Origin of the sequence: Curvibacter lanceolatus ATCC 14669 (assembly GCF_000381265.1) — a bacterium.
Classification (GTDB): Bacteria; Pseudomonadota; Gammaproteobacteria; order Burkholderiales; family Burkholderiaceae_C; genus Curvibacter; species Curvibacter lanceolatus.
Window position 1 is genome coordinate 65,997 of sequence record NZ_KB906262.1, and the last position, 26,340, is coordinate 92,336.

The 26,340-nt window shown below is 68.6% G+C and carries 22 protein-coding genes; 9 read left to right on the plus strand and 13 right to left on the minus strand.

The features are described 5' to 3' along the window. Positions 1–6: 6 nt before the first annotated feature. From F624_RS0117850 to F624_RS0117870, 5 genes are read left to right on the plus strand one after another with little or no spacing between them, the layout of a single operon-like run. Positions 7–807, plus strand: a complete 801-nt coding sequence (locus F624_RS0117850; RefSeq protein ID WP_019575699.1) for an ABC transporter ATP-binding protein — start codon at positions 7–9, stop codon at positions 805–807. Then, a complete protein-coding gene (locus tag F624_RS0117855) occupies positions 804–1,544 on the plus strand; it encodes an ABC transporter ATP-binding protein (protein WP_031255428.1) in 741 nt (246 codons plus the stop codon). Before F624_RS0117850 ends, F624_RS0117855 begins: the two co-directional genes overlap by 4 nt. A gap of 13 nt (positions 1,545–1,557) precedes the next feature. Further along, on the plus strand, positions 1,558–2,430 hold the full coding sequence (locus F624_RS0117860) for a branched-chain amino acid ABC transporter permease (RefSeq protein ID WP_019575701.1): 873 nt from the start codon (positions 1,558–1,560) through the stop codon (positions 2,428–2,430). A 9-nt stretch (positions 2,431–2,439) separates the two neighbouring features. Beyond that, positions 2,440–3,414 carry a branched-chain amino acid ABC transporter permease gene (locus F624_RS0117865; protein WP_019575702.1) on the plus strand — a complete coding sequence of 325 codons (975 nt, stop codon included), beginning with the start codon at positions 2,440–2,442 and terminating at the stop codon, positions 3,412–3,414. 32 nt (positions 3,415–3,446) lie between these two features. After that, positions 3,447–4,256 carry an enoyl-CoA hydratase-related protein gene (locus tag F624_RS0117870; protein ID WP_019575703.1) on the plus strand — a complete coding sequence of 270 codons (810 nt, stop codon included), beginning with the start codon at positions 3,447–3,449 and terminating at the stop codon, positions 4,254–4,256. Between the two features lie 14 nt (positions 4,257–4,270). On the opposite strand, the gene kdpE is transcribed toward F624_RS0117870, so the two are convergent. From kdpE to kdpF, 7 genes are all read right to left on the minus strand, one after another. After that, complete coding sequence (gene kdpE / locus F624_RS0117875) at positions 4,271–4,984, minus strand: two-component system response regulator KdpE (protein WP_019575704.1); 714 nt, start codon at positions 4,982–4,984, stop codon at positions 4,271–4,273. Positions 4,985–4,994: 10 nt separating this feature from the next. Further along, positions 4,995–7,700 carry a DUF4118 domain-containing protein gene (locus F624_RS0117880; protein ID WP_031255429.1) on the minus strand — a complete coding sequence of 902 codons (2,706 nt, stop codon included), beginning with the start codon at positions 7,698–7,700 and terminating at the stop codon, positions 4,995–4,997. 101 nt (positions 7,701–7,801) lie between these two features. Continuing rightward, positions 7,802–8,140 (minus strand): hypothetical protein, encoded by a 339-nt coding sequence (locus F624_RS0117890; protein ID WP_019575707.1) that lies wholly within the window; start codon positions 8,138–8,140, stop codon positions 7,802–7,804. Between the two features lie 12 nt (positions 8,141–8,152). Beyond that, complete coding sequence (gene kdpC, locus F624_RS0117895) at positions 8,153–8,725, minus strand: potassium-transporting ATPase subunit KdpC (RefSeq protein ID WP_019575708.1); 573 nt, start codon at positions 8,723–8,725, stop codon at positions 8,153–8,155. Positions 8,726–8,776: 51 nt separating this feature from the next. Beyond that, the gene (kdpB, locus tag F624_RS0117900; protein ID WP_019575709.1) at positions 8,777–10,867 is read right to left on the minus strand and encodes a potassium-transporting ATPase subunit KdpB; all 2,091 of its coding nucleotides are present in this window, start codon (positions 10,865–10,867) and stop codon (positions 8,777–8,779) included. Between the two features lie 25 nt (positions 10,868–10,892). Beyond that, a complete protein-coding gene (gene kdpA / locus F624_RS0117905; protein ID WP_031255431.1) occupies positions 10,893–12,692 on the minus strand; it encodes a potassium-transporting ATPase subunit KdpA in 1,800 nt (599 codons plus the stop codon). 6 nt (positions 12,693–12,698) lie between these two features. Next, positions 12,699–12,797, minus strand: a complete 99-nt coding sequence (gene kdpF / locus F624_RS0117910; RefSeq protein ID WP_019575711.1) for a K(+)-transporting ATPase subunit F — start codon at positions 12,795–12,797, stop codon at positions 12,699–12,701. Between the two features lie 386 nt (positions 12,798–13,183). Here kdpF and F624_RS0117920 point away from each other — a divergent pair, with 386 nt between their 5' ends. Beyond that, positions 13,184–14,389 carry a GGDEF domain-containing protein gene (locus F624_RS0117920; protein ID WP_157443509.1) on the plus strand — a complete coding sequence of 402 codons (1,206 nt, stop codon included), beginning with the start codon at positions 13,184–13,186 and terminating at the stop codon, positions 14,387–14,389. 85 nt (positions 14,390–14,474) lie between these two features. Here the strand turns inward: F624_RS0117920 and F624_RS0117925 are convergent, their stop codons facing one another. Next, positions 14,475–16,061, minus strand: a complete 1,587-nt coding sequence (locus F624_RS0117925) for an MFS transporter (protein ID WP_019575714.1) — start codon at positions 16,059–16,061, stop codon at positions 14,475–14,477. A 203-nt stretch (positions 16,062–16,264) separates the two neighbouring features. Between F624_RS0117925 and F624_RS0117930 the strand changes: the two genes are divergently transcribed. Both F624_RS0117930 and F624_RS0117935 read left to right on the plus strand, forming a co-directional pair. After that, a complete protein-coding gene (locus F624_RS0117930; RefSeq protein ID WP_019575715.1) occupies positions 16,265–17,494 on the plus strand; it encodes an ABC transporter substrate-binding protein in 1,230 nt (409 codons plus the stop codon). A 25-nt stretch (positions 17,495–17,519) separates the two neighbouring features. Then, complete coding sequence (locus F624_RS0117935; RefSeq protein WP_031255435.1) at positions 17,520–19,157, plus strand: 3-(methylthio)propionyl-CoA ligase; 1,638 nt, start codon at positions 17,520–17,522, stop codon at positions 19,155–19,157. A 28-nt stretch (positions 19,158–19,185) separates the two neighbouring features. Here F624_RS0117935 and F624_RS0117940 read toward each other — a convergent pair whose 3' ends face one another. After that, positions 19,186–19,869, minus strand: coding sequence for a nitroreductase (locus tag F624_RS0117940; RefSeq protein ID WP_019575717.1), 684 nt, complete (start codon positions 19,867–19,869; stop codon positions 19,186–19,188). Between the two features lie 220 nt (positions 19,870–20,089). On the opposite strand from F624_RS0117940, the gene F624_RS0117945 reads away from it, so the two are divergent. Then, entirely contained in the window at positions 20,090–20,548 is a 459-nt protein-coding gene (locus F624_RS0117945) for a CYTH domain-containing protein (RefSeq protein WP_019575718.1), read from the plus strand. A 329-nt stretch (positions 20,549–20,877) separates the two neighbouring features. Here the strand turns inward: F624_RS0117945 and F624_RS0117950 are convergent, their stop codons facing one another. The 4 genes from F624_RS0117950 to F624_RS0117965 form a co-directional block, all read right to left on the minus strand. After that, a complete protein-coding gene (locus tag F624_RS0117950; RefSeq protein WP_019575719.1) occupies positions 20,878–21,279 on the minus strand; it encodes a VOC family protein in 402 nt (133 codons plus the stop codon). A 29-nt stretch (positions 21,280–21,308) separates the two neighbouring features. Continuing rightward, positions 21,309–24,374 carry a sensor domain-containing protein gene (locus F624_RS0117955; RefSeq protein ID WP_019575720.1) on the minus strand — a complete coding sequence of 1,022 codons (3,066 nt, stop codon included), beginning with the start codon at positions 24,372–24,374 and terminating at the stop codon, positions 21,309–21,311. Between the two features lie 99 nt (positions 24,375–24,473). Further along, positions 24,474–25,082, minus strand: coding sequence for a MarR family winged helix-turn-helix transcriptional regulator (locus F624_RS0117960; RefSeq protein WP_245573672.1), 609 nt, complete (start codon positions 25,080–25,082; stop codon positions 24,474–24,476). A gap of 132 nt (positions 25,083–25,214) precedes the next feature. Beyond that, a complete protein-coding gene (locus F624_RS0117965; RefSeq protein ID WP_019575722.1) occupies positions 25,215–26,243 on the minus strand; it encodes a porin in 1,029 nt (342 codons plus the stop codon). Positions 26,244–26,340: the final 97 nt, after the last annotated feature.

Sequence of the window (26,340 nt, forward strand, 5' to 3'; positions counted from 1 at the left end):
CCCGGCATGAGCACCGGCCAGCCCCTGTTGTCTGTCGAAGACGTCACGGTGCGCTTTGGCGGCATCGTGGCGCTCGATGGTGTGTCCTTCGAGGTGCGGCGCGGCGAGATCTGCGCCCTGATCGGCCCCAATGGCGCCGGCAAGAGCACCTTGTTCAACTGCCTGTCGCGCCTGTACGAATGCAGCGCCGGGCGCATCTGTTTCGAGGGCCAGCCGCTGGCCGCGCTGCCGCGGCACCGCATGGCGCGCCTGGGCATCGGGCGCACCTTCCAGAACCTGGCCCTGTTCCGCAGCATGACGGTGCGCGACAACGTGCTGCTGGGCTGCCACAGCCGGTATCACGCGGGCCTTTGGCGCAATGCGCTGCGCCTGCCCGGCGTGGCCGCGCTGGAGGCGCGGGCGCACGAGCGGGCCCAGCAGCTGATCGACTTCGTGCAATTGGGCGACGACGCCGAACGCCCTGTGGCCGATCTGCCCTTCGGCACGCAAAAGCGGGTCGAGCTGGCGCGCGCCCTGGCGGCCGAGCCCCAGTTGCTGCTGCTGGACGAGCCGGCCTGCGGCCTCAACCACCAAGAACTGCAAGGCCTGGGCGAGCTGATCCGCGACATCCGCGACCGCCTGGGCGTGACCGTGCTGCTGGTCGAGCACCACATGGGCCTGGTGATGGGCCTGTCTGACCGGGTGGTGGCGCTGAACTTCGGCAAGAAGATCGCCGAGGGCCGGCCGGCCGAAGTGCGCCAGCATCCCGAGGTGATCCGCGCCTACCTGGGCGACGAACTCGAAGACACCCCGCAGGAGGCCGCATGAGACCCCCAGCCGCCGCCGCAGGCGCCCCCTTGCTCCAGGTGCGTGGGCTGCACGCCCGCTACGGCAACACCCCGGTGCTGCATGGCCTGGATCTGGACCTGCCGCAGGGCCAGGTGACGGCGCTGCTGGGTGCCAACGGCGCCGGCAAGACCACCACCTTGCGCGCCCTGTGTCGCTTGTCGGTGCAGACCACAGGGCAGGTGGTGTTGGGCGGCCAGGCCATCGAGACCTGCAGCACCGAGCAGATCGCGCGCCTGGGCGTGGGGCACGTGCCCGATGGTCGTGGCACCTTCCTGGGCCTGAGCACCGAGGAGAACCTGCGCCTGGGCAGCCATGCCCGTGCCAGCCAGCAGGGCGCCGAGGCCGACATGGAGCGCATCTACGGCTACTTTCCGCGCCTGCATGAGCGGGCCCGGCAGCAGGCCGGCACCCTGTCGGGGGGCGAGCAGCAGATGCTGGCCATCGGCCGCGCCCTGATGGGCCGCCCGCGCCTGCTCTTGCTTGACGAGCCTTCGTTCGGCCTGGCCCCGCTGGTGGTGAAAGACATCTTCTCGATCATGCGGCGCATCAACCAGGAAGAGGGCGTGACCATCCTGCTGGTCGAGCAGAACGCGCGCCTGGCCCTGGCCCTGGCCCACCAGGCCTACCTGCTGGAGACCGGTCGCGTGGTGCTGTCGGGCAGTGCGGCCGAGCTGCGCAGCAACCCGGCCGTGCAGCGCGCCTACCTGGGCGAATGAGGCGAGGCCCCCCATGAATGAATTCCTGCACCAGTTGCTGGCCGGCCTGGCCACCGGGGGCATTTACGCCAGCGTGGCGCTGGCCCTGGTGATGATCTACCAGGCCACCCACCACATCAATTTCGCCCAGGGCGAGATGGCCATGTTCTCCACCTTCGTGGCCTGGGCGCTGATCGACGCGGGCCTGCCCTACTGGGGGGCTTTCGCGCTCACGGTGCTGCTGTCGTTTGTTGTGGCCGCAGCGGTCGAGTTCGTGGTCATCCGGCCCATGCACCGGGCGCCCGAGCTGTCGGTGGTGGTGGTCTTCATCGGCCTGCTGGTGATCTTTCACAGCCTGGCGGGCTGGTTGTTCGGCTACACCATCAAGCCCTTCCCAAGCCCGTTTCCGCGCGATGCCTGGTACGGCTCCACCCTGATGTCGGCGCACGAGGTGGGCGCCATCGTGGTGGCCTTGCTGATGGTGGCGCTGCTGTTCGGCCTGTTCCGCTTCACCCGGGTGGGGCTGGCGCTGCGCGCCGCGGCGCAGAACCCGGTGTCGTCGCGCCTGGTGGGCATTTCGGTCGGCCGCATGCTGATGCTGGGTTGGGGCCTGGCCGGCGCCATCGGTGCCGTGGCCGGCATGATGGTGGCGCCGGTGGTGTTCCTCGACCCCAACATGATGACGGGGGTGCTGCTGTATGCCTTCGCCGGGGCCCTGATCGGGGGCATCGACAGCCCCGTGGGCGCCGTGCTGGGCGGCTTCATCGTCGGCGTGCTGGAGAACCTGATCGGCACCTACGTGGTGGGCACCGAGCTCAAGCTGTCGGTGGCCCTGGCCCTGATCATCGGCGTGCTCATCGTGCGGCCCCAGGGCCTGCTGGGGCGGCGCCTTGTCACCCGTGTCTGAAAGACCCCCATGCTGAATGCGCCCAGCCCATCCGGATTTTTTCACTCACGCTGGCTGTGGCTGGCCACCCTGGCGCCGGCCCTGAGCCTGCTCTTTGTGCTCAAGGGCTACCAGCTGTTCCAGGCCACCATGGTGCTGTCGTATGCCATGGCCTTGCTGGGCCTGAACATCCTCACCGGCTACAACGGTCAGATCTCGCTGGGTCATGGGGCCTTCTTCGCGCTGGGGGCGTATGCCGCCGGGGCGCTGATGGAGCACGCGGGCCTGCCGTACTGGGCCACCGTGCCCGCGGCCTTCTGTGTCTGCGGTGGGGCCGGCTACCTGTTCGGCCGCCCCGCGCTCAAGCTCGAAGGCCTGTACCTGGCCCTGGCCACGTTCGCGCTGGGCCTGGCCATGCCCCAGCTGCTCAAGTACAAGCACCTGGAGGCCTGGACGGGTGGCGCCCAGGGCCTGGTGCTGATGAAGCCCGACGCGCCCTTCGGCCTGCCCCTGGACCCGGACCAATGGCTGTACCTGTTTGCGCTGGGCGTGGCGTTGCTGCTGTTCTGGCTGGCACACAACCTGCTGCGCGGCAGTTGGGGCAGGGCCTGGCGCGCCATCCGCGACCACGCCATGGCCGCCGAGGCCATGGGGGTGGACCGCAGCCATTGCAAGGCCACGGCCTTTGCGGTGTCGGCCGCCTACACCGGGGTGGGCGGGGCGCTGTCGGCGATTGCGGTGCAGTTCGTGTCACCGGATTCGTTCTCGCTGTTCCTGTCGATCTCCTTGCTGGTGGGCATCGTGGTCGGCGGGGTGGGCACCCTGTGGGGGGCCTTGTATGGCGCGCTGTTCATTTTGTTCGTGCCCAACCTGGCCGAGAAGGTCTCCAAGGCGGCGCCCTGGGCGGTCTATGGGGTGGTGCTGATTCTGCTGATGTTCGTGCTGCCGGGGGGCGTGGTGGGTGGGCTGCGCAAGCTCCAGGCCCTGGCGCGCCGCGCCCCTTGACGCCCCTTGACGCCCCTTGAGGAGGAGACCCCATGACCCCGGACAACGATCCCGTGCTGGAAGAACGCCATGGCGAGGTGGCCGTGCTGCGGCTGAATCTGCCCCAGCGCCTGAACCCGCTCGCGCAGCCCCTGCAGCAGGCCCTGCGTGCGCATCTGGCCCGCCTGGCCGACGACCGCAGCGTGCGGGCCCTGGTGCTCACCGGGGTGGGCAAGGGCTTTTGTGTGGGCGCCGATCTGGGCAGCATGCAGGCGCCCCCCGCCGGCCAGAGCCTGGGCGAGCAGACCGCAGCCACCATGGAGGCCTTGTCCAACCGCCTGATCGAAGACCTGCGCCAGATGCCCTTCCCGGTGCTGAGCGCCGTCAATGGCCCCTGTGCGGGGGCTGGCGTGGGCCTGGCGCTGGCCGCTGACGTGGTACTGGTGGCGCGCTCGGCCTACTTCTACCTGCCCTTCATGCCGCGCCTGGGCATCGTGCCCGACCTGGGTTGCACCTGGTTCCTGGAGCGACTGCTGGGCCGCTCACGGGCGGTGGCCCTGTCGCTGCTGGGCGAGCGCTTGTCAGGCGAGCAGGCCGCGCAATGGGGCCTGGCCTGGGCCTGTGTGGACGATGCAGCGCTGGGCGAGCAGGCCTTGGCCCTGGCGCAGCGGCTGGCGCGTCTGCCGGCCCATGCGGCGCGCGAGATCCGCAGCGTGTACGAGCATGCCGCCCACCACAGCCTGAACGAGCAGATGCGCTACGAGGCCGAACGCCAGCGCGAACTGATCGACCGGCCCGAGTTTGCCGAAGGCGTGCAGGCCTTTCTGGCCAAGCGTGAGCCGGCGTTCGCCCCGCGCAGCTGACAGCCCCTAGGGGCTCAGCACTCGACCTGCAGCCGGTAGCCCACGGCGGTTTCGGTCAGCAAGTGGCGCGGTTGGGCCGGGTCGTGTTCGAGCTTTTGCCGCAGGTGGCCCATGTAGATGCGCAGGTAGTGGCTTTGCTCGGTGTGCGAGGCGCCCCACACCTCGCGCAGCAGTTGGCGGTGGGTGAGCACCCGGCCCGCGTGGGTGACCAGCACCGACAGCAGCCGGTATTCGATCGGGGTCAGGTGCACCAACTGACCATCGCGTCGCACCAGCCGGGCCACCCGGTCGATCTCCACGCCGCCGAAGCGGAACACCGGATCGGCGGCCTCACCGTGCTGGCCGGCCTCGGCCGGCAGGCCGCGCGGGCGGCGCAGGTTGGCACGCACCCGGGCCATCAGCTCGCCCACGCCGAAAGGTTTGGCCAGGTAGTCGTCGGCACCGGCATCCAGCGCAGCGATCTTGTCGGCCTCGTCGCTGCGTGCCGACAGCACCACGATGGGCACCTGGCTCCAGCCACGCACATCGCGGATCAGCTCCAGCCCGTCGCCATCGGGCAGGCCCAGGTCCAGCACGATCAGGTCGGGTTTGCGCGTGCCCACCTCGATCAGCCCGCGGCGCAGGCCTTCGGCCTCGTGCACCCCCCAGCCTTCGGCTTCCAGGGCGGCGCGCACGAAGCGGCGGATCTGCGGCTCGTCTTCGATCAGGATGGCGGTGGGGCTGGGCATGGCAATCAGGTCACTCGGTGGGGTCGATGGCGGGCGGGGTGCCGCGCGGCAGGCGCAGGGTGAATTCTGCACCGCCGCCGCGCTGCGACAGATCGGTGGCCGTGATCTGGCCGTGGTGGGCTTCGACGATGGCGCGGGCAATCGCCAGGCCCAGGCCCATGCCCGGCGTGGCCGATTCGCGCTCGCCCCGGGTGAAGGTGTCGAACAACGCTTGCTCGCGCCCGCGCATGGCGGCCGGCAGGCCGGGCCCGTGATCGCGCACCGTGATCCACAGGGCCTGGGGCTCGACGCCGGCGTGGACCTCGATCGGCGGCTGGCCGTACTTGGCCGCGTTCTCCAGCAGGTTCACCAGCACCCGCTCCATCAGGGTGGCGTCAAACTCCACCAGCGGCAGCTCGGCCGGCAGCTGCACCTGCACGGGGCGGCCCGCCAGGGCCGGGGCGGCCAGGCGGATGGCGGCGCCCACCACCTCTTCGACCGATTGCCAGTCGCTGCGCAGCTTCACGGCGCCGCTTTGCAGGCGCGCCATGTCCAGCAGGTTGCTGACCAGGGTGTGCAACTGGCGGGCCTCGTCGGTGATGGCCTGGGCCATGCGGTCTTGCTCCGCATCCAGCGCTGGTCGCGAGGCACGCAGTGATTCGGCCAGGCCGATCAGGGCGGTGAGTGGGGTGCGCACATCGTGCGAGATAGAGGCCAGCAAGGCGCTGCGCAGGCTCTCGGACTCCATCTGCACCAGGGCCTGCTGGGCCACTTCGACGTAGTGCACGCGCTCTTGGGCGATGGCGATCTGCCGGGCCAGGGTGTCGAGCTGCTGCAACTGCTCGGGGATCAGCAGCCAGCGGGCCTGCGCCGGCTGCAAGGCCAGCACGCCACGGATGCGCATCGGGGCTTTCAGCGGCAGGTAGTGCCAGGCGCTGGCCGACAGTGTGCTGGTGGCCAGCCCGGCCGGCTGGCCGTTGCGGAAGGCCCAGTCGGCCACGGCCAGGTCAAAGCCCGGCGGCAGCTCGGGCGGTGCCGGCAGGTGGTCGTCGGCATCGCTGAGCAGCACCCGCACCTGGCCGCCGAAGCTGGCCCGCACCGCGGCTTCGCCGATCTCGGCCACCTGCTGGCTTTGCAGGGCCGAAGACAGCTCGCGTGTCAGCTCGAACAGCGAGCGCGCCCGGCGTTCGCGCCCGGCCGTGATGCGCGCCTGAAAGCGCAGCCCGGCGGTCAACTGCCCGGTCAGCAGGCCCACCGCCAGCATCACGGCAAAGGTCAGCAGGTACTGCACATCACTGACCGCGAACGAGAAGCGCGGCGGCACGAAAAAGTAGTCGAAGGCCGCCACGTTGAGCACGGCCGACAGCGCCGCCGGCCCGCGCCCCAGCTTGACCGCCACGCCCACCACGCCCAGCAGGAACAACATCACGATGTTGGCCAGGTCGAACCAGCCGATCAGGGGCGTGGCCAGCACCGCGGTGAGCACCGACACCGCCAGCGCCGTGGCGTAGCGCAGCCAGCGGCGTGGCAGCCCGGGCGGGGTGTCGTCTTCGACCTCGCGGGGCAGGGCGCTGGGCAGGCGGCGCGAGGCGGGGCTGCGGCCCACTTCCACCAGGTCCAGCTCGGGGGCGGCGTCGGCCACCCGGCGCGCCAGTGGGGCGCGCCAGCGCGGGCGCCGGCGTGGCCGGCCCAGCACCACGGTGGCGCAGTTCTGCTGGCGTGCCAGCTTGAGCAGCTCGGCCGCGATGTCGTCACCGGCCAGCACCGAGGTGATGGCCCCCATCTCCTCGGCCAGCTTGAGCACGGCCAGGATGCGGTCGCGCTCGGCCGAGGGCAGGCGCTGCAGACGCGGGGTCTCGACATAGGTGGCCAGCCAGCGTGCGTTGAGCTGCCCGGCCAGCCGGGCCGCGGCGCGCACGGTCTGCTCGGCGCCCTCCAGTTCGTCCACGCCCACCAGCAGCGAACCCGAGGTGTTCCACACCGGCTGGGGCCCTTGCGACTGCTGCACCCGGTAGTGGCGCACATCGTCTTCCACCCGCTCGGCGGTGCGGCGCAGGGCGATCTCGCGCAGCGCGATCAGGTTGCCCTTGCGAAAGAAATTCTGCGCCGCCCGCTCGGCCTGCTGGGGCAGGTAGACCTTGCCGGCCTTCAGGCGCGTCAGCAGCTCGTCGGGCGTGACATCGACCAGGATGATCTCGTCGGCTCGGTCCAGCACGGTGTCGGGCACGGTCTCGTGCACGCGCACGCCGGTGATGGCGCCCACCGTGCCATTGAGGCTTTCCAGGTGCTGCACGTTGAGTGCCGTCCAGACCTCGATGCCGGCCTCCAGCAGCTCGTTCACGTCCTGCCAGCGCTTGGGGTGGCGGCTGCCTTCCACATTGGCGTGGGCCAGTTCATCCACCAGCAGGATCTGGGGCCGGCGGGCCAGCGCGGCGTCGAGGTCGAACTCGCCCAGCACGCGACCGCGGTAGGGCACTTCTTTGAGGGGCAGGCTGGGCAGGCCGGCCAGTTGGGCCGCGGTGTCGCCGCGGCCATGGGTCTCGATCACACCCACCACCACATCGCGCCCGGCGGCCAGCTCGCGCTGGGCCGTGGCCAGCATGGCGTAGGTCTTGCCCACGCCCGCGCTGGCACCGAAATAGATGCGCAGGCGGCCCTGCGTGGCGCGCGCTTCGGCGCCGCGGATCTGGTCCAGCAATTGGTCGGGGTCGGGGCGACCGTCAGTGGCTAAGGCCAAGCAGAACTCCTTTGGGGCTTCATTTTGCCCGGCCGGTCAGCAGCCAGGCCAGCGCCATGGGCAAGGCCAGCACCGCCAGCGCGCACAAGGCCAAGCCCAGATCATCCAGCATGGCGTTCACCTTGGTGGCGCATCACGCTCGCCCAATCCTGCAGGCGTCCAAATTGGGCATTGGGCAGGCCGGCCAGCACGGCGTGCACCACGGCCGCATGTTGCCGGGCCGGCAGCAGAACCTCCAGGTCGACCTCACGCATCAGGGGGTGTGGCCGGCAGCGCAGCACACCCACGCCGGGGCAGCTTGCCAAGATCTGGCGCGCCTGGCGTGCCAGATCAACGCTCACGCGCAAGTCCAGCACCCACAGCTCAGGCTTGCAGGGGCGCAGCGCCTGATCTTCCAGGGCATTGGCGCCGAAGACTTCGGCATAGGCGGCATAGGCCATGTCAGCGTCCTTTCAGTGCAGCGCGTCCAGCGCCAAGTTGAGGGTCAGCACGTTCACCCGGGCTTCGCCCAGCACGCCGACCAGGGGGCGCTCGGTGTGCTGCTCGATCAAGGCCTGCAGCTGCGCCGGGTCCAGGTGGCGTGCCCGGGCCACGCGCGGCAATTGGTAGGCCGCCGTGGCCGGACTGATGTGCGGATCCAGCCCGCTGGCCGAAGCCGTCACCAGGTCCACCGGCACCGGGGCTTTCTGATCGGGGTCGGCCTCGCGCAGGGCGGCGATGCGGGCCTTCACCGCTTCCGTCAGGGCTGGGTTCAGCGGGCCCTGGTTGGAGCCGCTGGAGGCGCTGGCGTTGTAGGCCATGGGGCCGGTGGCCGAGGGGCGGCCCCAGAAGTGGGCGGGGTCGGAAAAGCTCTGCCCGATCAGGCGCGAGCCCACGGGGCGGCCCTCACGCAGCAGCAGGCTGCCGTTGGCCTGGTCGGGGAACAGGGCCTGGCCCAGGCCGGTGACGGCCAGGGGGTAGAGCACCCCGGTGAGCACGCTCAGGGCGATGAAGAACACCAGGGCGGGTCGGACCAGGGGAGGCATGGAATGAGGCATGGGAGACATGGCGATTCTCGAGTCAGGGTTGGATGAGGTTCAGGCAAGGTGCAGTGCCACCAGCAGCAGGTCGATCAGCTTGATGCCGGCAAAAGGCACCACCAGACCGCCCAGGCCGTAGATCAGCAGGTTGCGGCGCAGCAGGGCGGCGGCGCCGATGGCTCGGTAGCGCACCCCTTGCAGCGCCAGCGGGATCAGGAACACGATCACCAGCGCATTGAAGATCACCGCCGACAGGATGGCCGAGCTGGGGCTGGCCAGGGCCATGATGTTGAGCGCACCCAGTTGCGGGTAGGTCACCACGAAGATGGCCGGGATGATGGCAAAGAACTTGGCCACGTCGTTGGCGATCGAGAAGGTGGTCAGCGAGCCGCGGGTCATCAGCAGGGCCTTGCCGGTCTCCACCACCTCCAGCAGCTTGGTGGGGTTGGAGTCGAGGTCGACCATGTTGGCTGCCTCCTTGGCGGCCTGGGTGCCCGAGTTCATGGCCACGGCCACGTCGGCCTGGGCCAGGGCCGGGGCGTCGTTGGTGCCGTCGCCGGTCATGGCCACCAGGCGGCCCTGCTGCTGGTATTGCCGGATCAGCGCCAGCTTGGCTTCGGGGGTGGCTTCGGCCAGGAAGTCGTCCACACCGGCCTCGGCGGCGATGGCGGCCGCCGTGAGCGGGTTGTCGCCCGTGATCATCACGGTCTTGATGCCCATGCGGCGCAGGGCCTCGAAGCGCTCCTTGATGCCCGACTTGACGATGTCCTTGAGCTCGACCACGCCCACTGCCACGGCGCCATCGGCCACCACCAGCGGCGTGCTGCCTCGGCGCGCCACTTCTTCGGCGGCGCGCACCAGCTCGGGCGGCATGCGCCCGCCCAGGGCTTCCACGTGGCGGCGCACGGCGTCCACCGCTCCCTTGCGCAGCACCCGGGTGCTGCCGCCCTCCGGCAGGTCGACGCCGCTCATGCGGGTCTGGGCGGTGAAGGGCACGGGCAGTGCCCGGTCCAGGCCGGTCTGCAGGCGTTCCAGGGCCGATGCATTGAGCTTTTGCGCTGCCAGGGTCACGATGCTGCGGCCTTCCGGGGTTTCGTCGGACTGCGAGGCCAGCCACGCCACCTGGGCCAGGGCGGCCTCGGTGTGGCCGATGCCGGGCAGCAGGGTGGCGGCCTGGCGGTTGCCGTGGGTGATGGTGCCGGTCTTGTCGAGCATCAGCACGTCCACGTCGCCCGCTGCCTCGACCGCGCGGCCCGAGGTGGCGATGACGTTGGCCTGCATCATCCGGCTCATGCCGGCCACGCCGATGGCGCTCAACAGCCCGCCGATGGTGGTCGGGATCAGGCACACCAGCAGCGCCACCAGGGCGGTCATGGTGACCGGGGCGCCGCTTTGCGCGGCCTGCACGCTGAACACCGAGTACGGCAGAAGCGTCACGGTGACCACCAGGAACACGATGGTCAGCGCCGCCAGCAGGATGTTGAGCGCGATCTCATTGGGGGTCTTCTGGCGTTTGGCGCCTTCCACCATGCTGATCATGCGGTCGATGAAGCTCTCGCCCGGGTTGACTGCGATGCACACCACCAGCCAGTCGGAGAGCACCCGCGTGCCCCCGGTGACGGCCGAGAAGTCACCCCCCGATTCGCGGATCACGGGGGCGGATTCGCCGGTGATGGCCGATTCGTCCACCGAGGCCACGCCTTCGATCACCACGCCGTCGAGCGGGATCACGTCGCCCGCCTCGACCAGCACAACATCCCCCTTGCGCAGCAGGGGCGACTCCAGCGGCAGCCAGGGGCTGCCGTGGCGTGGGTGCTGCATCTTCTTGGCCCATCCGGTCTGCTGGATGTTGCGCAGCGAGGCGGCCTGCGCCTTGCTGCGCCCCTCGGCCAGGGCTTCGGCGAAGTTGGCGAACAGCACGGTGAACCACAGCCACACCGCCACGCTGAAGATGAACAGGGGCGAGGCCTCACCTTGACCGCCCAGGGCCTGGAGGCCCAGCACGGTGGTGAACAGGCTGCCCACGTAGACCACGAACATCACCGGGTTGCGCCATTGCACACGCGGGTTGAGTTTGGCAAAGGCCTGCCCGATGGCGGGCTTGACCAGGGCCGGGTCGAAGAGTGCGAAACCACTGGATTGACTCATGATTTTGGTTCCTTCTTGGGCGGGTTCAATGGCTGGGCCAGAGCATGAAGTGCTCGACCACCGGGCCCAGGGCCAGGGCCGGCACATAGTTCAGCAAGCCCACCAGCAGCACGGTGCCCACCAGCAGGACGACGAACAGCGGCCCGTGCGTGGGCAGGGTGCCGGCGCTGGCCGGCAGGCGCTGCTTGCGGGCCAGGGCGCCGGCCATGGCCAGCACCGGCACGATCACGCCAAAGCGCCCCAGCCACATGGCCAGGCCCAGCGCCAGGTTGTAGAACGGGGTGTTGGCCGACAGCCCGGCAAAGGCACTGCCGTTGTTGTTGGCGGCCGAGGTGAAGGCGTACAGGATCTCGCTGAAACCGTGCGCCCCCGGGTTGGCCACGCCGGCCCGGCCGGCCTCGGCCAGCACCGCCACGGCCGTGCCCACCAGCACCACGAGGGGGGTGACCAGGATGGCGATCGAGGTCATCTTCATCTCGTAGGCTTCGATCTTCTTGCCCAGGTACTCGGGCGTGCGGCCGATCATCAGGCCGGCGATGAACACCGCCAGCACCGCGAACACCAGCATGCCGTACAGGCCGGTGCCCACGCCGCCGAAGACCACCTCGCCGAGCTGCATCATCACCAGCGGCACCATGCCGCCCAGGGGAGTGAGCGAGTCGTGCATGGCGTTCACGGCGCCGCACGAGGCGGCGGTGGTGATGACCGCGAACAGCGCACTGGCGTTGACGCCGAAGCGCGTCTCCTTGCCCTCCATGTTGCCGCCGGCCTGCTGCAGGCTGGCCATCTGGTCCACGCCCAGTGCGGTCAGCTGCGGGTTGCCGGCCTGCTCGGCCGGGGTGATCACCAGCACGGCGGCCACGAACATCAGCGTCATGGCGGCCAGCACCGCCACGCCCTGACGCCGGTCGCCCACCTCGATGCCGAAGGCCAGGCACAGCGCCGCCGGGATCAGGAAGATGGCCAGCATCTGCAGCAGGTTGCTGAAAGCCCCCGGGTTCTCATACGGATGGGCCGAGTTGGCATTGAAGAAGCCGCCGCCATTGGTGCCCAGCATCTTGATGGCCTCTTGCGAGGCCACGGGGCCCATGGGCAGCAGTTGGGTGTCGGTGCTCTGGGCCTCTTGTACCGGCTGGCCCTGGGCGTCGAGCACGGGCTGGCCATCGGCCCCCAGCTTGGGCTGGGTGTAGGCCTGGGTTTCCAGCGTGTGCACTTCCTGGTAGGGGCTGAAGTTCTGGATCACGCCCTGGCTCACCATCATCAGGGCCAGCAGCAGTGACAGGGGCAGCAGCAGCCACAGGGTGGCGCGCGTCAGGTCGACCCAGAAATTGCCGATGGCCTGGGCCGAGCGCGCAGCAAAGCCCCGGATCAGCGCGAACACCACGGCGATGCCGGTGGCGGCCGAGACGAAGTTCTGCACCGTCAGCGCCAGCATCTGGGTCAGGTAGCTCATGGTGGATTCACCCGAGTAGCCCTGCCAGTTGGTGTTGGTGACAAAGGACACCGCGGTGTTGAAGGCCGAGTCGGGCGACACGGCCGCAAAGGCCTGCGGGTTCAAGGGCAGCCAGCCCTGCAGGCGCTGCAGGGCATACACCGCGAACACACCCAGCAGGTTGAAGGCCAGCAAGGCGTAGGTGTAGTGGGTCCAGCGCATCGGCGCGTCGCTGCCCTGGCCGCCCAGGCGCAACAGGGCGGCTTCGGTGCGCAGCATCCAGGCGGGCAGGCGCCCGGCGCACAGGGCGGCGAGGTAGCGACCCAGTGGCCAGGCCAAGGCCAGCAGCAGCACCAGGTACAGGGCCAGCAGGCCCCAGGCGGAGGAATTCATGCCCATTCAGAACTCCTCGGCGCGGATCAGCGCGAACACGAGATAGGCCAGCAGGCCGCATGCGAGCACGGCGCCCAGTGCGTAAAGCCCCTCGGCGGCGCTCATGACGCGTCTCCTGCGCGGGGTTCAAGGGCCTGCAGGCCCCGGGTGAGGGCGGCCATCAGGCCCCCCAGCAAGGCCGCACAGGCGAGCCAGGCAATGTCCATATCAACGCTCCATCGAGGTGAAAAACGATGGGCCAAGCGTAGGATTTCAGGTGTAAAAAGCGGGTTGAATTGGGTCTGGGGGCCGTATAAAAAGCGTAAAAAGCGGGCGCTTGGCAACGTCAATCCTGTCCGCTTTGAGCGCCAGCCTGAGCCGGCTTTGTACGGGGCCAGGCGCCTGAAAGTGGGCCTGGCAGACGACGGGCTCTGTACAAAAGAGGCTGGTTCGCGCCATGATCACGCAGCCCCCGGCCAGCGCGGTCGCTGAGAGGGGCAGGGAGCCGTCACTTGTCCTACCTTTCAACCCCTTCCTGGCCTGCGGGTCATGTCCCGTCGCCCTTGCTGGCTGCCGGGCCGCTTTCCGGCCCGGCGCGTGATGCCCGACGCGTCCGCTATTGGCAACTGCAAGCCTTGGCTGCGCTGCTCTGCCAGATCGGAGGCATCCTGTTCATGGTGCTCGCGGCCCGGCTGGGCCATGCGCCCTGGGTCTTTGTGCTGGTGTGGGCGCCTTTGTCGATGGCGCTCACCCTCTGGGTGCTGCTGGGGCTGTCGCTGGGGTTCGGGCTGCGCTGGCGTGACCCGACCCTGACCGTGCTGCAGATCGCCTACTCCTCGGTGTCGGCCGTGGCCTGCTACGCCGCGGTGGGTCCGATGCGGGGCCCCTCCCTGGCCATGGCCTGCCTGGCGTTGGTGTTCAGCATTTTTGCCCTGTCGGCGCGTCAGGTGCGCTGGTTGACTGTCTTTGTGGTGTCGCTGTATGCCTTGGCCATGGCCATCCTGCCGCATTGGCAGCCCAGCCGCTATCCCGCGGGTGAGGAGTTGGCCAACTTCATCATTGTGTTGACGGTGCTGCCCGCCTTTGCCTTGCTGGCCGGGCGACAAAGCAGCTTGCGTGCTCAATTGAGCCGGCAGAAAGCCGAGTTGCAGCGGGCTTTGGCGCGGCTGGACGAGCAAGCCGGCCAGGATGAACTGACCGGCCTGATGAACCGGCGCCGTGCCGTGGAAAAACTGCAGGAGCGGTGTGCCCAGGCCCGCCGCGGAGCCGGCTTTTGTGTGGCGCTGGCCGATCTCGATCACTTCAAGGCGGTCAACGACCGGTGCGGCCATGCGGTCGGTGATCTGGTGCTGCGCCGCTTTGCCTCCGAGCTGATGCCGCTGTTGCGCGAGGGTGATGTGCTCGCGCGCTGGGGTGGCGAAGAGTTTTTGCTGTTGCTGGGTATGGCCGATGCGGCGCAAGCCAGCCAGGCTCTGGAGCGCCTGCGCCAGCATGTCGAGTCCCTGGCAGTTCCGCTGCCTGATGGCCAGACGCTGCGCTTCACCGTCTCATTTGGCCTGACCGAATACCGACCGCCCGAGGAAGGCAGCGAAGCCGTGGCGCGGGCCGACACCGCCCTGTACAAGGCCAAGGCGCAGGGGCGCAACAGGGTGCTGACGGCCGATCCGGGTGGGCCGGCCGCTGCAGCCATCCCAGAGGCTGGAGCGTCCGGGGCCTGATGTCTTTGCCGTTTCTTGCGTCCAGGCGGCGGTCGCACCGGCCCAGCGTTGGGCTGGCACGGTCCTTGAAGCCGATGCCGCGGCGTCAGCGTTCGGCGATGTAGTGCGACATGTGCACGCTCTCACCCGGCGCCAGGTGCTGGCGCACTTCGGCCTCCAGGGCCTGATCGGCCAGCGTGGAGCGGGCGCGCTGGTGCAGGTAGTCGGCCCAGGAGGTGACGATGAAGCGCTCGACGTAGCGCGAAGGCTCACCCAGGTCCTTGTAGACACGCCAGAAGGTGGCGCCGTCGCGTTTGCGATGCGCCTTGAGCTGGGCTGCGGCATCCAGAAAGGCCCGGTCCTGACCGGGCAGGATGCGGTAGCCCAGTTCCACCGCCACCGGCCCGGCGCTGGCCTCGGGCTCGTCGGCCACGAACAGATCCTCCCAGGGCGTGGCCTGGGTCACGTCATGGCGGTCGCCCATGCGCAGCGGCATGGGCCGGGCCAGCAGCAGGCTGGCCGCCATGGCCACCGCCGCGGCCGTGAGGGCGGCATTGAGCCCGGCCATTTCCGCCACCGCACCCCAGAAGGCCGAACCAATGGCAAACGCCCCCAGCGAGGCCACGATGTGCAGGGCCACGGCGCGCGAGCGCACCCAGGGTGGTGCGCTGGCCTGGGTGGCGCTGTTGAAGGTGGACAGGGCCGCCATCCAGGCCGCCCCGCCGAACGCCATGGCGAGGTACACCACGGCCGATTGGCGCACCCAGGCCGCCAGCAGCATGGCGGCGGCAAACACCGCGCTGCTCCAGGCAATCAGCGGATCCAGGCCGAAACGGGCCCGCACCCGCCCGATCACCAGGCCGATCAGCACCGCCCCGGTGCCCATGCAGCCCATCAGCAGGCCAAAGCCCTGGGCCCCGGTGCCCAGCTGGCGCTGCGCGATCACGGGCAGCAGCGCCCACAGGGCCGAGCCGGCGGCGCTGTAGGCCATCACCCGCACCAGTTGGGCCAGCACCATGCGCGAGTGCCAGGCAAAGCGCAGCCCGCTCAGGGTGCCGCCCCACAGCCGCTCGGGAGGCAGGCGTGAGGGCGGGTGCGGACGCGGCGGCCAGCGCCGGATCGACTCCCACATCACGGCGGTGCAGGCCACCGTGAATACGAACACCCAGCCGGCACCCAGCTGCGTGAACACCAGCCCGGCCAGCGTGGGGCCGATGGCGCGGGCCGCGTTGTAGGCGATGCTGATGGCGGTGATGGCCTGCGGCCACTCCTCGCGCGGCACGGGGTCGATCACGGACGAGTTCCAGGCCGGCGTCAGCACCGCCAGGCAGCAGCCGCAGACCAGGATCAGCAACAGCACCGAGTGGGGGCCGCCCCAGCCCCCCAGCACCAGCACGGCCAGCAAGGCCGAGGCCGCGGCCAAGGCCAGCAGCGAGCCCGAGATCAGGCGCTGGCGGTCGGTGGTGTCGGCCAGCACACCGGCCGGCAGGGCCAGCAAGAACATGGGCAGGAACACCGCCGTCTGCACCAGCGCGGCCAGAAAGGATGAGCCCGTCAGCTCGATCATCAGCCAGGCGGCCGCCATCGACTGCATGCCGCTGCCGATGAAGAAGATGCCGCCGCACAGGCACAGGCCTCTGAACGCGGGTTGGCGCAGGGGCGCCCAGATCGAGGTGGAGGCAGCAGCAGTCATCCGGACGATTATTCCCCAGCACGGCTTTTTCTGTGCGGCGCATTCAGGGGGCGCGAGGCCCATTCTTCGTGCCGGCCGCAGGGCCCCGGGGCCCCGGGCAATATCGTCAGTTCCGACGATGTGAGTGGCCAGGGGGGCTTCTACGATGCCCGCAGGCTGTCCGCCCTGGCCCCGGCCTGCCCACAACACTCGGAGACACACTCATGTTCACTCGCTTCCAAGCCGGCCTGTGCCGGCACTTCAAGCTGGCCGCCGCAGGCCTGCTGCTGGCCTGTGCCCTGCCTCTGGTGGCGCAGGCCCAGAAGAAATACGACCCCGGCGCCAGCGACACCGAGATCAAGATTGGCAGCCTCTCTCCCTACTCAGGCCCGGCCTCGGCCTATGGCACTGCGGGCAAGGCGATGGCGGCCTATTTCGACCGCCTCAATGCGGCCGGCGGCATCAACGGGCGCAAGATCAATTTCCTGGCCCAGGACGATGCCTACAACCCGGCCAAGTCGGTGGAGCAGACGCGCAAGCTGGTCGAGCAGGACGAGGTGCTGCTGATGTTCGCCTCGCTGGGCACGGCGCAGAACATGGCGGTGCAGCGCTACCTGACGGCCAAGAAGATCCCGCAGTTGTTCGTGAACACCGGCGCCACGCGCTTTGGCGACCCCAAGAACTTCCCCTGGACCATGGGCTGGCAGCCCACCTACCAGGCCGAGGCCCGGGCCTACGCCCAGCACATCCTGGCCACCAAGCCCAATGCGCGCATCGCTGTGTTGATGCAGAACGACGACTTCGGCAAGGACTTCATGAAGGGCTTCACCGACGCCCTGGGCGACAAGGCCAAGACCCAGATCGTGCAGCACCTGACCTACGAGGTGACCGATCCCACCATCGACAGCCAGATGGTCACCTTCAAGTCGTCCGGGGCCGATGTGTTCTTCAACATCAGCACGCCCAAGTTCGCAGCCCAGGCCATCCGCAAGGCGGCCGAACTGGGCTGGAAGCCCACGCATTACCTGGTCAGCGTGTCGCAGTCCCTGAGCTCGGTGCTCAAGCCTGCAGGCCTGGACAACGCCACCGGCGTGATCTCCTCCACCTACCTGCTGGCCCCGTCCGACCCGGCGGCCAAGGGCGTGAAGGACATGGCCGAGTACGTGGCGGTGATGAAGCAGTACTACCCGGCGGGCGATCCGGAGGACACCCTCAATGTGCTGGGCTACTCGGTGGCCGCCACGCTGGCCCAGGTGCTGCGCCAGGCCGGCGACAACCTGACGCGCGAGAACATCATGAAGCAGGCCGCCAGCCTCAACTTCACGCCGCCGGGCCTGTACCCGGGCATCGAGGTCAAGACCGCGCCGGACGATTTCTACCCGATCGAGAAGAAGGTGCTGCAGCGCTTCAATGGCAAGGACTACGAAGCCTTTGGCGGCCTGTACGGCGGTTGAACCGGAACTCAAGGAGGACTTCACCATGCAAGGATTGATGCAGGACCGGCCGCTGCTGATCTCGTCGCTGATCGAGCACGCTGCCACCTTCCACCCCGACACCGAGATCGTCTCGCGCCTGCCCGAGGGGCCCACCCACCGCACCACCTGGCGCGGCCTGCGCGACCGGGCCCGGCAGGTGGCCCAGGCCATGGGGGCGCTGGGCATCCGCCCGGGTGACCGGGTGGGCACGCTGGCCTGGAACTCGTACCGGCACCTGGCGCTGTACTACGGGGTGTCGGGCATGGGGGCGGTGCTGCACACCGTGAACCCGCGCCTGTTCCCCGAGCAGATCGACTACATCATCAACCACGCCGAAGACCAGGTGCTGTTCTTTGACATCGGCTTTGCGCCCCTGGTGGCGCAGCTGGCGCCCCGGCTCAAGTCGGTGCGCGCCTTCGTGGCCATGACCGACCGGGCCCACATGCCCGCCATCGAGGTGCCGAACCTGCTGTGCTTCGAGGAACTGCTGGACGCCCAGAGCGGCGACTATGTGTGGCCCGAGTTCGACGAGAAGTCGGCCTCTTCGCTGTGCTACACCTCGGGCACCACGGGCAACCCCAAGGGGGTGCTGTATTCGCACCGATCCACCGTGCTGCACACGCTGATGGAGCTGGCGCCCGACACCTTCGGCATCAGCTCGTCCGAGACCGTGTTGCTCATCGTGCCCATGTTCCACGCCAATGCCTGGGGCACGCCCTATGCGGCGGCCATGGTGGGGGCCAAGCTGGTGCTGCCCGGGCCGCACCTGGACGGGCAGAGCGTCTACAACCTGATGCGTGACGAGCGCTGCACCTTCTCGCAAGGGGTGCCCACGGTGTGGCTGATGCTGTTCCAGTACCTGGATGCCCACCCGCAGATCGACCCGCGCGAGATCGGGGTCAAGCGCATCGGCATCGGCGGGGCGGCGGTGTCGCGCGCGGTGCTCGAACGCTTCGAGCGCGACTTCGGCGCCGAGGTGGTGCAGGGCTGGGGCATGACCGAGACCAGCCCCATCGGCGTGATCAGCAAGCTGCTGCCCAAGCACGCTGAGCTGGACGGCGATGCGCTGCTCAAGGTCAAGCTCAAGCAGGGCCGGGGCGTCTGGGGGGTGGATCTGAAGATCGTCGATGCTGCCGGCCAGACCCTGCCCTGGGATGGCGTGGCCTACGGGCACCTGCATGTGCGTGGCCCCTGGATCTGCAGCGGCTACTTCCGCGGCGAAGGGGGCGAGGTGCTCGATGCCGAGGGCTATTTTCCGACCGGCGATGTGGCCACCATCGACCCCGATGGCTACCTGCAACTGGTGGACCGCGCCAAGGACGTGATCAAGTCGGGCGGCGAGTGGATCTCGTCCATCGACGTGGAGAACGCGGCCTGCTCGCACCCCGGCCTGCTGGAGGCTGCGGTGATCGGCCTGCCGCACCCCAAGTGGCAGGAGCGTCCGTTGCTGGTGGCCGTCAAGCGCCCGGGCGCCGAGGTCGATGCCGCCTCGGTGCTGGCGCACCTGGGCGAGCGCATCGCCAAGTGGTGGCTGCCCGACGACGTGGTGTTTGTCGACAGCCTGCCGCACACCGCCACGGGCAAGCTGCTGAAGACGAAATTGCGCGAGCAGTTCAAGGACCACCGCCTGCCCACGGCCTGAGCGGCAGGGCTGGGTCGGCGGTGCGGGCTCAGAAGCCGATGAACTCGACCACCTCGGACAGGGGTGCCCGCGCGGTCTGCAGGCGGTTCACCGGGTGCTCGGGGTTGGCGTAGCCGATGGCCATGCCCGCGAACAGCATGCGCTCAGGGGGCAGCTTCAGGGTCTGGCCCACGGTCTGCGGGTAGCGCGCCCAGCACTCCTGGGCACAGCTGTCCAGGCCTTCGGCGCGCAACAGCAGCATCAGCGTCTGCAGCAGCATGCCCAGGTCAGACCATTGCGGTGGGCCCATGCGGCGGTCCACGCTGCAGAACAAGGCCAGCGGGGCCCCGAAGAAGGCGTAGTTGCGGGCAAACCAGCGCAGCCGCCCGGCCTTGTCTTCGCGCGGGATGCCCAGCTCGGCGTACATGGCTTCGCCCACCTGGAAGCGGCGCTCGCGGTAGGGTGAGACCAGCTCGGGCGGGTAAACCGTGTATTCGCCGGGCTCGGGCGCCGCGCTGCCGGCCGCCTCGTCTTGCAGGCGCTGCTGCATCCTGGCCTTGAAGTCGGCCAGCGGTGCGCCGGTGAGCACATGCAGGTGCCAGGGCTGCAGGTTGCCCCCGGAGGGCGCACGCAGCGCCTGCTCCAGCACGCGGCGGATCACCGCTTCGGGGACCGGGGTGTCCAGAAAGTCGCGCACCGAGCGGCGCGAGGCGATGGCGTCATGCAGGTTCATGGCAGCGGTGGGGCAGGTTGGGTGGGGCAGTGGGTGAGAGGGCGTTGGGTCGGATGACTTGTCCATCATCCGGCATGGGCTTGTAGCTTGGCTGTCTTGTGAATGACTTTCAATCGTCTGAAATGACGATGTGGGGCTCACGAGCCTGGCGCTGGGGTGGCGGTGCGACACAATCGGGCCTCATTCAAAAAGCAGCGGCAGCCTTCAGGAGGAAATCACCATGGCCTTGGAAATCGAACGCAAATTCAAACTCAGGACCCCGGCAATCCTGGAGGGCCTGAGCGGCTCCCATTTTCTGCAGGCTTACCTGGCCAAGGGCGCGGTGCTGGTGCGGGTGCGGGTGTCGCAGGACCGGGCCTGGCTCACGCTCAAGAGTGCGCCCCTGAGTGCAGCCACCCGCCATGAGTGGGAGTACGAGATCCCGGTGGCCGATGCCCAGCAGATGGCGCGCCAGCCGGGCGCCTATGCCCTGGAGAAGACGCGCTTTTTCATCGAGCACCAGGGCCACACCTTCGAGGTGGACCGCTACCACGGCGGGCTGGAGGGCCTGTACACGGTGGAGGTTGAGTTGCCCAGCGAGCAGACCGCGGTGGATCTGCCTGACTGGGTGGGCGAGGAGTTGACGGGGCGCAAGGGCTGGGACAACGAGTCGTTGGCCAGGGTGGGGTGGCCTGAATAAATGGCCCCCACGGTCGTGCACTGCGTGTCACTCCCACGTGCGGCCGCGAGACGCGGACGCTCTTCGCCCTGTCCAGCCCTGCGCAGGCAGGCCTGGAGCCGCAGGGCTCAGCCCCCCGAGGGGGCCGCAGCCCGCCTTCGGGCGGCCGGGCGGCGGGCTGACCTCTTCGTTTGAGGTCTGCCGAATTCAAGACAAGACTCGCGGCGACGACTGACGCACAGTTCCCATTACAAACTGTCCGCCTTGGGGCGGCCCGGCGCCGGCCTGACTCCTTCGTTGCAGGCCTGCTAGATGAAAAGACGGGCCCTTGCCCCGTTCTGAGGGGTTTTTCACGGTTGATGTTCGGGGGTGTGGCAGGCGACGGCGAGTTTGTTGCCGTCGGGGTCTTTGAAGTAGGCGCCGTAGTAGTGGGCGTGGTAGTGCGGGCGGGGGCCGGGGGGGCCGTCGCAGGTGCCGCCGTGGGCCAGGGCGGCGGCGTGGGCGGCGTGGACTGCGGCTCGGGTGGGGGCCAGGAAGGCGGTCATCTGGCCGTTGCCGGGGCTGGGGGCCTGGCCGTCGTGGGGGCGGGCGATCACGAACAGGGGGCGCTGGCCGCCGGCGCTGTGCCAGCCGGCCCAGGGGCGTTCCGGTTCACAAAAGCGTTCTTCGATGCCCAGGCTGGCCAGCACGGGGCGGTAGAAGCGCAGGGCGCGGTTGAAGTCAGCGATGCCGACAAAGATGTGGGACAGCATGGGGGTTCCTTCAGGCCTTCGAGGCCAGCTCAGAGGTGTTGCCAGGCCTGGGCCTGCAACCAACCGGCGCACCAGCCGGGCAGGTCCTGGGCGGGCATGGGGCGGGCGATGCCATAGCCTTGTGCGCAGTGGCAGCCCATCTGGCGCAGCCGGGCACCATGCTCCAGGGTTTCCACGCCTTCGGCAATCACCTGACGATGGAACACGCCGGCCAACTGGATGACGCTTTGCACAATGCGCAGGTCGTCCGCGTCGGTGAGCATGTCGCGCACAAAGCTTTGATCGATCTTCAGCGTGTCCACGGGCAACTGGCGCAGGTAGGTGAGCGAGGAGTAGCCGGTGCCGAAATCATCGAGTGAAAAGCACACACCCAGGGCCCGGCAGTTGCGCAGGATCTCGACAGCCTGACCCATGTCGGCGATGGCGGCGCTCTCCAGCACCTCCAGCTCCAGGTGGGCTGGGGGCACCTCGGGGTGGCGGGCCAGGGCCTGGGCCAGGCGGGCGCAGAACTCGGGTTGCAACAGGTGGTTGGCGCTGATGTTGACGCTCACCTTCATGGGCAGGCCTTGAGCGATCCAGTGGCTGAGTTGATCCAGGGCGCTGGCAATGACCCACTCGCCCAGCGATGGTTCCAGCGCGCTGCCGTGCAGCTGCGGCAGAAAGTCGGCCGGCGGCAGCAGGCCACGTTCGGGGTGTTGCCAGCGGATCAGGGCTTCGGCGCCGATGACCTCGCCGCTGTCGAGGTCCACCTTGGGCTGGTAGTACAGCACGAACTCGCCCTGTGCCAGGGCCCGCTCCAGGGTCTCCAGGCCTTGCCGGTGGGCCTGGGCCAGGCGGTCGCTTTCGGGGTCGAACAACTGGTAGCGGTTCTTGCCGGCCTGCTTGGCCAGGTACATGGCCTGGTCGGCATGGCGCAGCAAGGTGTCGGGGTCGGCATTGTCGGCCGGGTACAGGCTCACGCCGATGCTGGCGCTCACGCCCAGGTTCAGGTCGGGCGCCAGTGCGAAGGGCTGGCGCACGGCCTGCAACAGGCGGTCGAGTATCAGTGTGCACTCTTCGGTGGAGCCGACTTCGGACAACACCAGCACGAACTCGTCGCCCCCGGTGCGGGCCAGCGTGTCTTCGGCGCGCAGCACTTGCTGCAGGCGGGTGCTCAGCCTCAGCAGCAGCTGGTCGCCCACGCTGTGGCCATGGCGGTCGTTGATGCTCTTGAAGCCATCCAGATCCAGCACGCACACCGCGCAGGGGTGCCCGCTGCGCTGCGAGCGCAGGATCGACTGGCTCATGCGGTCTGACAGCAGGTGGCGGTTGGGCAAGCCAGTGAGCAGGTCGTGGTGCGCCACGCGGTCGAGTTCGGCTTCGTGGGCCTTGAGCTGGCTGATGTCGGCAAACACGCCGATGTAGTGCAGCACCTGGCCCTGAGGGGATCGCACCACCGAGATCGTTTCCTGGGCTACGTACAGCTCACCGCTTTTGCGTCGGTTGCAGATCTCACCGCGCCAGAAATCGTGCTGCTGCAGGGCGCGCCACAGCTCCTGGTAGAAGGGCTCGCCATGCTGGCCGGAGGCCAGCAGCCGGGGTGAGCGCCCGCTGACCTCGGCTTCGGAGAAGCCCGTGATGCGCGTGAAGGCGGGGTTGACCTTGGTGATCAGCCCCTCCGGGTTGACCATCATGATGGCTTCGTGGCTGCTCTCGAACACCACGCTGGCCTCGCGCAGCGCCAGTTCCGACTGCTTGCGTTCGGTGATGTCGGTGTGGGTGCCCGCCATGATCAGGGGCTGCCCGTCCTCACGGCGCGTGACGATGCTGCCGCGCGACAGGATCCAGCACCAGCCGCCTGGCTTGGTGCGGCAGCGGATCTCGACCACATGGGCATCGCTTTCGCCCTTGAGGTGGCGCTCGATCGAGGCCAGTGCGGCTGGCAGGTCTTCCGGGTGCACGAGTTCGGGCCAACGGCTGGTGGCCACGTCCATCTCGCCGGGCTCGAAACCCAACATGGTCTCCCAGCGTTCACTCACCAGGAAGGTGTTGCTGGGCAGGTGCCAGTCCCAATAACCCTGGTCTGAGCCCTGCAGCACCCGGGCCAGTTGCTGTTCGCGGTCGCGCAGCGCCGCCTCGCTCGCCAGCAGGCGTTCCTGATCGGCCTTGAGGTGGGTGATGTCGCGCGCGATGCCGAACAAACCGTTGACCGTGCCGACATCGTCGACCACGGGGCCTTTCGTGACCATGAACACCCGCTGCTGCCCCTCCAGCGTGGTGAGGCTCTCCTCGTGGGTCTGCACCTCGGCGCTCTGCATCACCTGCCGATCGAGTTCGCGCAAGTGCTCTGCGGAGGCGGCGTCGAACAGTTGCGCATCGGTGACGCCCAGCATGCTCTCCGGGGCCTGGTTGACGAAGGCCCCGGCGGCACCGTTGGCCAGCAGGTAGCGTCCCTGGGGGTCTTTCACGAACACGGCGTCCGAGGTGCCGGTGACCACGGCATGGAGCAGCCGGCTGCTGCGCTGCAAGCGCGCACTGGCACGCCTCAGGCGATCGCTGAGCAGGCTCAGCACCAGCCCATTGAGCAGCAGCAGGCCCCAGCGGAACTGGTTTTGCGGCGAAGCGGCCAGGCTGTGCAGTGCAGGCTGTGACGTGAGATCGACGCCGATCAGCGCCGTGAACGTGGCCAGCAAACCCGGGCCCAGGCCCCCCACCAGCGCGCTCAGGGCGATGGGCAGCACGAACAGGATGAATTGCGGGTGTCCCGCATCCATGGGGGTCATGGCCTGATGGACCAGCAGCATGCAGCCGGTGATCAGCAAAGCGAATCCGTAGCGCAGCCAACGCTGGCCGGTGCTGACCCGAGGCGCCGGCTCGGGCAGCCCTGAATCGCTGGCCACGACCCGGCCTCCCGGCACTGAGCGCAAGGCCATGAACAGGGCTGCCGCGGACGCCAGCACAAAAAAGATGCCCTTGGCCGCCGACAGGGCCGCCAGGTCCAGCGGGTTGGCCAGAGCCAGCAGCACGCGGTCCGACAGCACGATCCAGCCCAGCCCGAAGAGCAGGTAGAACGCTGTTGCCCGCAGGATGTAGCTGCTGCGGCTGGGCTCACTCATGCGTCTCTTTCTGCGGGCTGTGAGGCCTGCTTTTTGTCCGATTGGGCCTCAGGTGGCTTGCACGGAAATGACGGGCTGTGACGGTGGATGCAAAGTTGTTTATAGCCCATCAGGTGCGGACGATCTGGCAACCTTGTCACGAAGCGGGGCACTGTCCTGGTGGGCGGCGTCATGCAGTCTGTCCTGTCGAGCGCATTCGGCCTTGAGTTTGTTCAGCGTCTGGTACAGCCCTTGCCGCTCGGTGGTGCTGAGCACACGCAGCATGGCGGCCTGGCGTTCGCGGGCCACGCGGATCATCTGGTCATGCAGGTCCAGGCCTGCGGGGCTCAGGCGGCACATCAGCTTGCGCGCGCGACCTCTCCCGCTGGCCTGCAATTGCACCAGACCCCGCTGCTCCAGCAATTTGAGTGTGCGGCTGACCAGGGCCTTGTCGGTGCTGGAGAGTTGGGCCAGTTGTGAGAACGACAGCTGGCCCTCGTGAGCGATGAAGGCCAGCATGCGCCATTCGGCCACGCTGACGCCAAAGGGCTCGGCATAGCTCAGCGTCAAGGTGCGGCGCAGTGCGTGGCTGAGCTGGTTCATCCAGGAGCTGATGAAGTTGTCCACCGACAGGCCGCTGCCGTGCTCGTCCAGATCGGCCCAGGGGCAGGCGGGCGCAGGGGTGAGTTCTGGCGGTTCGGTTGACAGGGTGGGGCGGCGTCGTGGCACGGGGCAGATGGGCAGCGGCGGTAGCTTGATTCTTTCACAGGACACGGGGCGCCCGATCGCAAAAAAGCCTGCCAGACCCAGGGAGAAACCCCGGGCCGTGGCAGGCCAAGTCAACCTCGGAGAAACCTTCGATCAGAAGAAGTGGCGCATGCCCACTTCGTAGCCGCTGGAGGTGCCGCCCAGCGTGGTACCGGCTGCGCCCAGGCCCTGGATGTTGATCGCGCGCTGGGCGCCGGCCTTGTTGCTGATGTGGCCGTAGCTGGTGTAGAGCTGGGTGCGCTTGGACAGGTTGTAGCCGTAGCCCAGCGACACCTTGGTCCAGTCGGCGTTGTTGCCCGACGTGTCGTAGCGGCCCACCGAGGCGCGCAGTTCGCTGGCGCCGATCGGTGCGCTGGCGCCCAGTTGGAAGGCCGTGATCTTGGCGGTGGCGGTCTTCTCGCTGGCCCAGATGAACGAGGGCTTGACCACGCCGAAGTCATACCAGCCGGCGATGTTGTTGGCGGTCACGTCGGCGGCGGCGGAGGCCCCCTTGAGCTTGCCGGTGGCCAGTGCAACGTGCACCGGGCCCTGGCGGTAGCCGCCGCGCAGGCCGCGGTAGTCACCCAGGTTGGGGGTGGTCGAGTTGGAGGCCTGGCCGCCGAAGGCCACCTGGGCCTGGCCATAGAAGCCGCCCAGGTTGGCTGGCAGGAAGTAGCTGACCGCATTGCTGATCTGGATCGGGGCGCCGTTCATGACAAAGGTGCCGGTGCCGCCCACGCCGTTGGTCAGGAAGGGGTCGAAGATCAGGGTGTTCAGGAAGGTGGCCGAATCGTCGCGGCCCACGCGCACCTCGCCGAAGCTGCCCAGCAGGCTGACGGTGGCACGGCGGTTGAAGCTGAAGGCACCGCTGGTCTTGCCCGCGCCGGTGTTCACGTCCAGGCCACCTTCGAGCCAGAAGCCGGCGGCCAGGCCGCCACCCAGGTCTTCGGTGCCGCGAAAGCCGATGCGGCTGATGTTGGCGCCGCTGGTGGACAGGCCGGTGCGGCTCAGGGTGTCGCCGGTGACGCGGGCCAGGCCCACGTCAATGGTGCCGAACAGGGTCACCGACGAGCTGGGGGCCGTCTGGGCCGAGGCCCCGGTGGCTGCGGCCAGGGCGGCCAGAACGATGAGGGATTTTTTCATGGGCTTCTCCTCCAAGAGATGTGCCGATTGAGGAAACGAAGCGCTGCTTCGTCGTGGGGAGTTCCGGCCAGGGCAGCCCAGCCGGGCGGGGGAACGT

Bases quoted from the DNA above. Each gene is read 5' to 3' on its own strand.
- kdpC (WP_019575708.1), bottom strand. From the start codon at position 8,725: ATGCCTCCCCTGGTCCGACCCGCCCTGGTGTTCTTCATCGCCCTGAGC.
- F624_RS0117925 (WP_019575714.1), bottom strand. From the start codon at position 16,061: ATGACTGCTGCTGCCTCCACCTCGATCTGGGCGCCCCTGCGCCAACCC.
- kdpE (WP_019575704.1), bottom strand. From the start codon at position 4,984: ATGCCCAGCCCCACCGCCATCCTGATCGAAGACGAGCCGCAGATCCGC.
- kdpA (WP_031255431.1), bottom strand. From the start codon at position 12,692: ATGAATTCCTCCGCCTGGGGCCTGCTGGCCCTGTACCTGGTGCTGCTG.
- F624_RS0117930 (WP_019575715.1), top strand. From the start codon at position 16,265: ATGTTCACTCGCTTCCAAGCCGGCCTGTGCCGGCACTTCAAGCTGGCC.
- kdpB (WP_019575709.1), bottom strand. From the start codon at position 10,867: ATGAGTCAATCCAGTGGTTTCGCACTCTTCGACCCGGCCCTGGTCAAG.
- F624_RS0117850 (WP_019575699.1), top strand. From the start codon at position 7: ATGAGCACCGGCCAGCCCCTGTTGTCTGTCGAAGACGTCACGGTGCGC.
- kdpF (WP_019575711.1), bottom strand. From the start codon at position 12,797: ATGAGCGCCGCCGAGGGGCTTTACGCACTGGGCGCCGTGCTCGCATGC.
- F624_RS0117865 (WP_019575702.1), top strand. From the start codon at position 2,440: ATGCTGAATGCGCCCAGCCCATCCGGATTTTTTCACTCACGCTGGCTG.
- F624_RS0117955 (WP_019575720.1), bottom strand. From the start codon at position 24,374: ATGAGTGAGCCCAGCCGCAGCAGCTACATCCTGCGGGCAACAGCGTTC.
- F624_RS0117855 (WP_031255428.1), top strand. From the start codon at position 804: ATGAGACCCCCAGCCGCCGCCGCAGGCGCCCCCTTGCTCCAGGTGCGT.
- F624_RS0117935 (WP_031255435.1), top strand. From the start codon at position 17,520: ATGCAAGGATTGATGCAGGACCGGCCGCTGCTGATCTCGTCGCTGATC.
- F624_RS0117870 (WP_019575703.1), top strand. From the start codon at position 3,447: ATGACCCCGGACAACGATCCCGTGCTGGAAGAACGCCATGGCGAGGTG.
- F624_RS0117950 (WP_019575719.1), bottom strand. From the start codon at position 21,279: ATGCTGTCCCACATCTTTGTCGGCATCGCTGACTTCAACCGCGCCCTG.
- F624_RS0117965 (WP_019575722.1), bottom strand. From the start codon at position 26,243: ATGAAAAAATCCCTCATCGTTCTGGCCGCCCTGGCCGCAGCCACCGGG.
- F624_RS0117945 (WP_019575718.1), top strand. From the start codon at position 20,090: ATGGCCTTGGAAATCGAACGCAAATTCAAACTCAGGACCCCGGCAATC.
- F624_RS0117860 (WP_019575701.1), top strand. From the start codon at position 1,558: ATGAATGAATTCCTGCACCAGTTGCTGGCCGGCCTGGCCACCGGGGGC.
- F624_RS0117890 (WP_019575707.1), bottom strand. From the start codon at position 8,140: ATGGCCTATGCCGCCTATGCCGAAGTCTTCGGCGCCAATGCCCTGGAA.
- F624_RS0117940 (WP_019575717.1), bottom strand. From the start codon at position 19,869: ATGAACCTGCATGACGCCATCGCCTCGCGCCGCTCGGTGCGCGACTTT.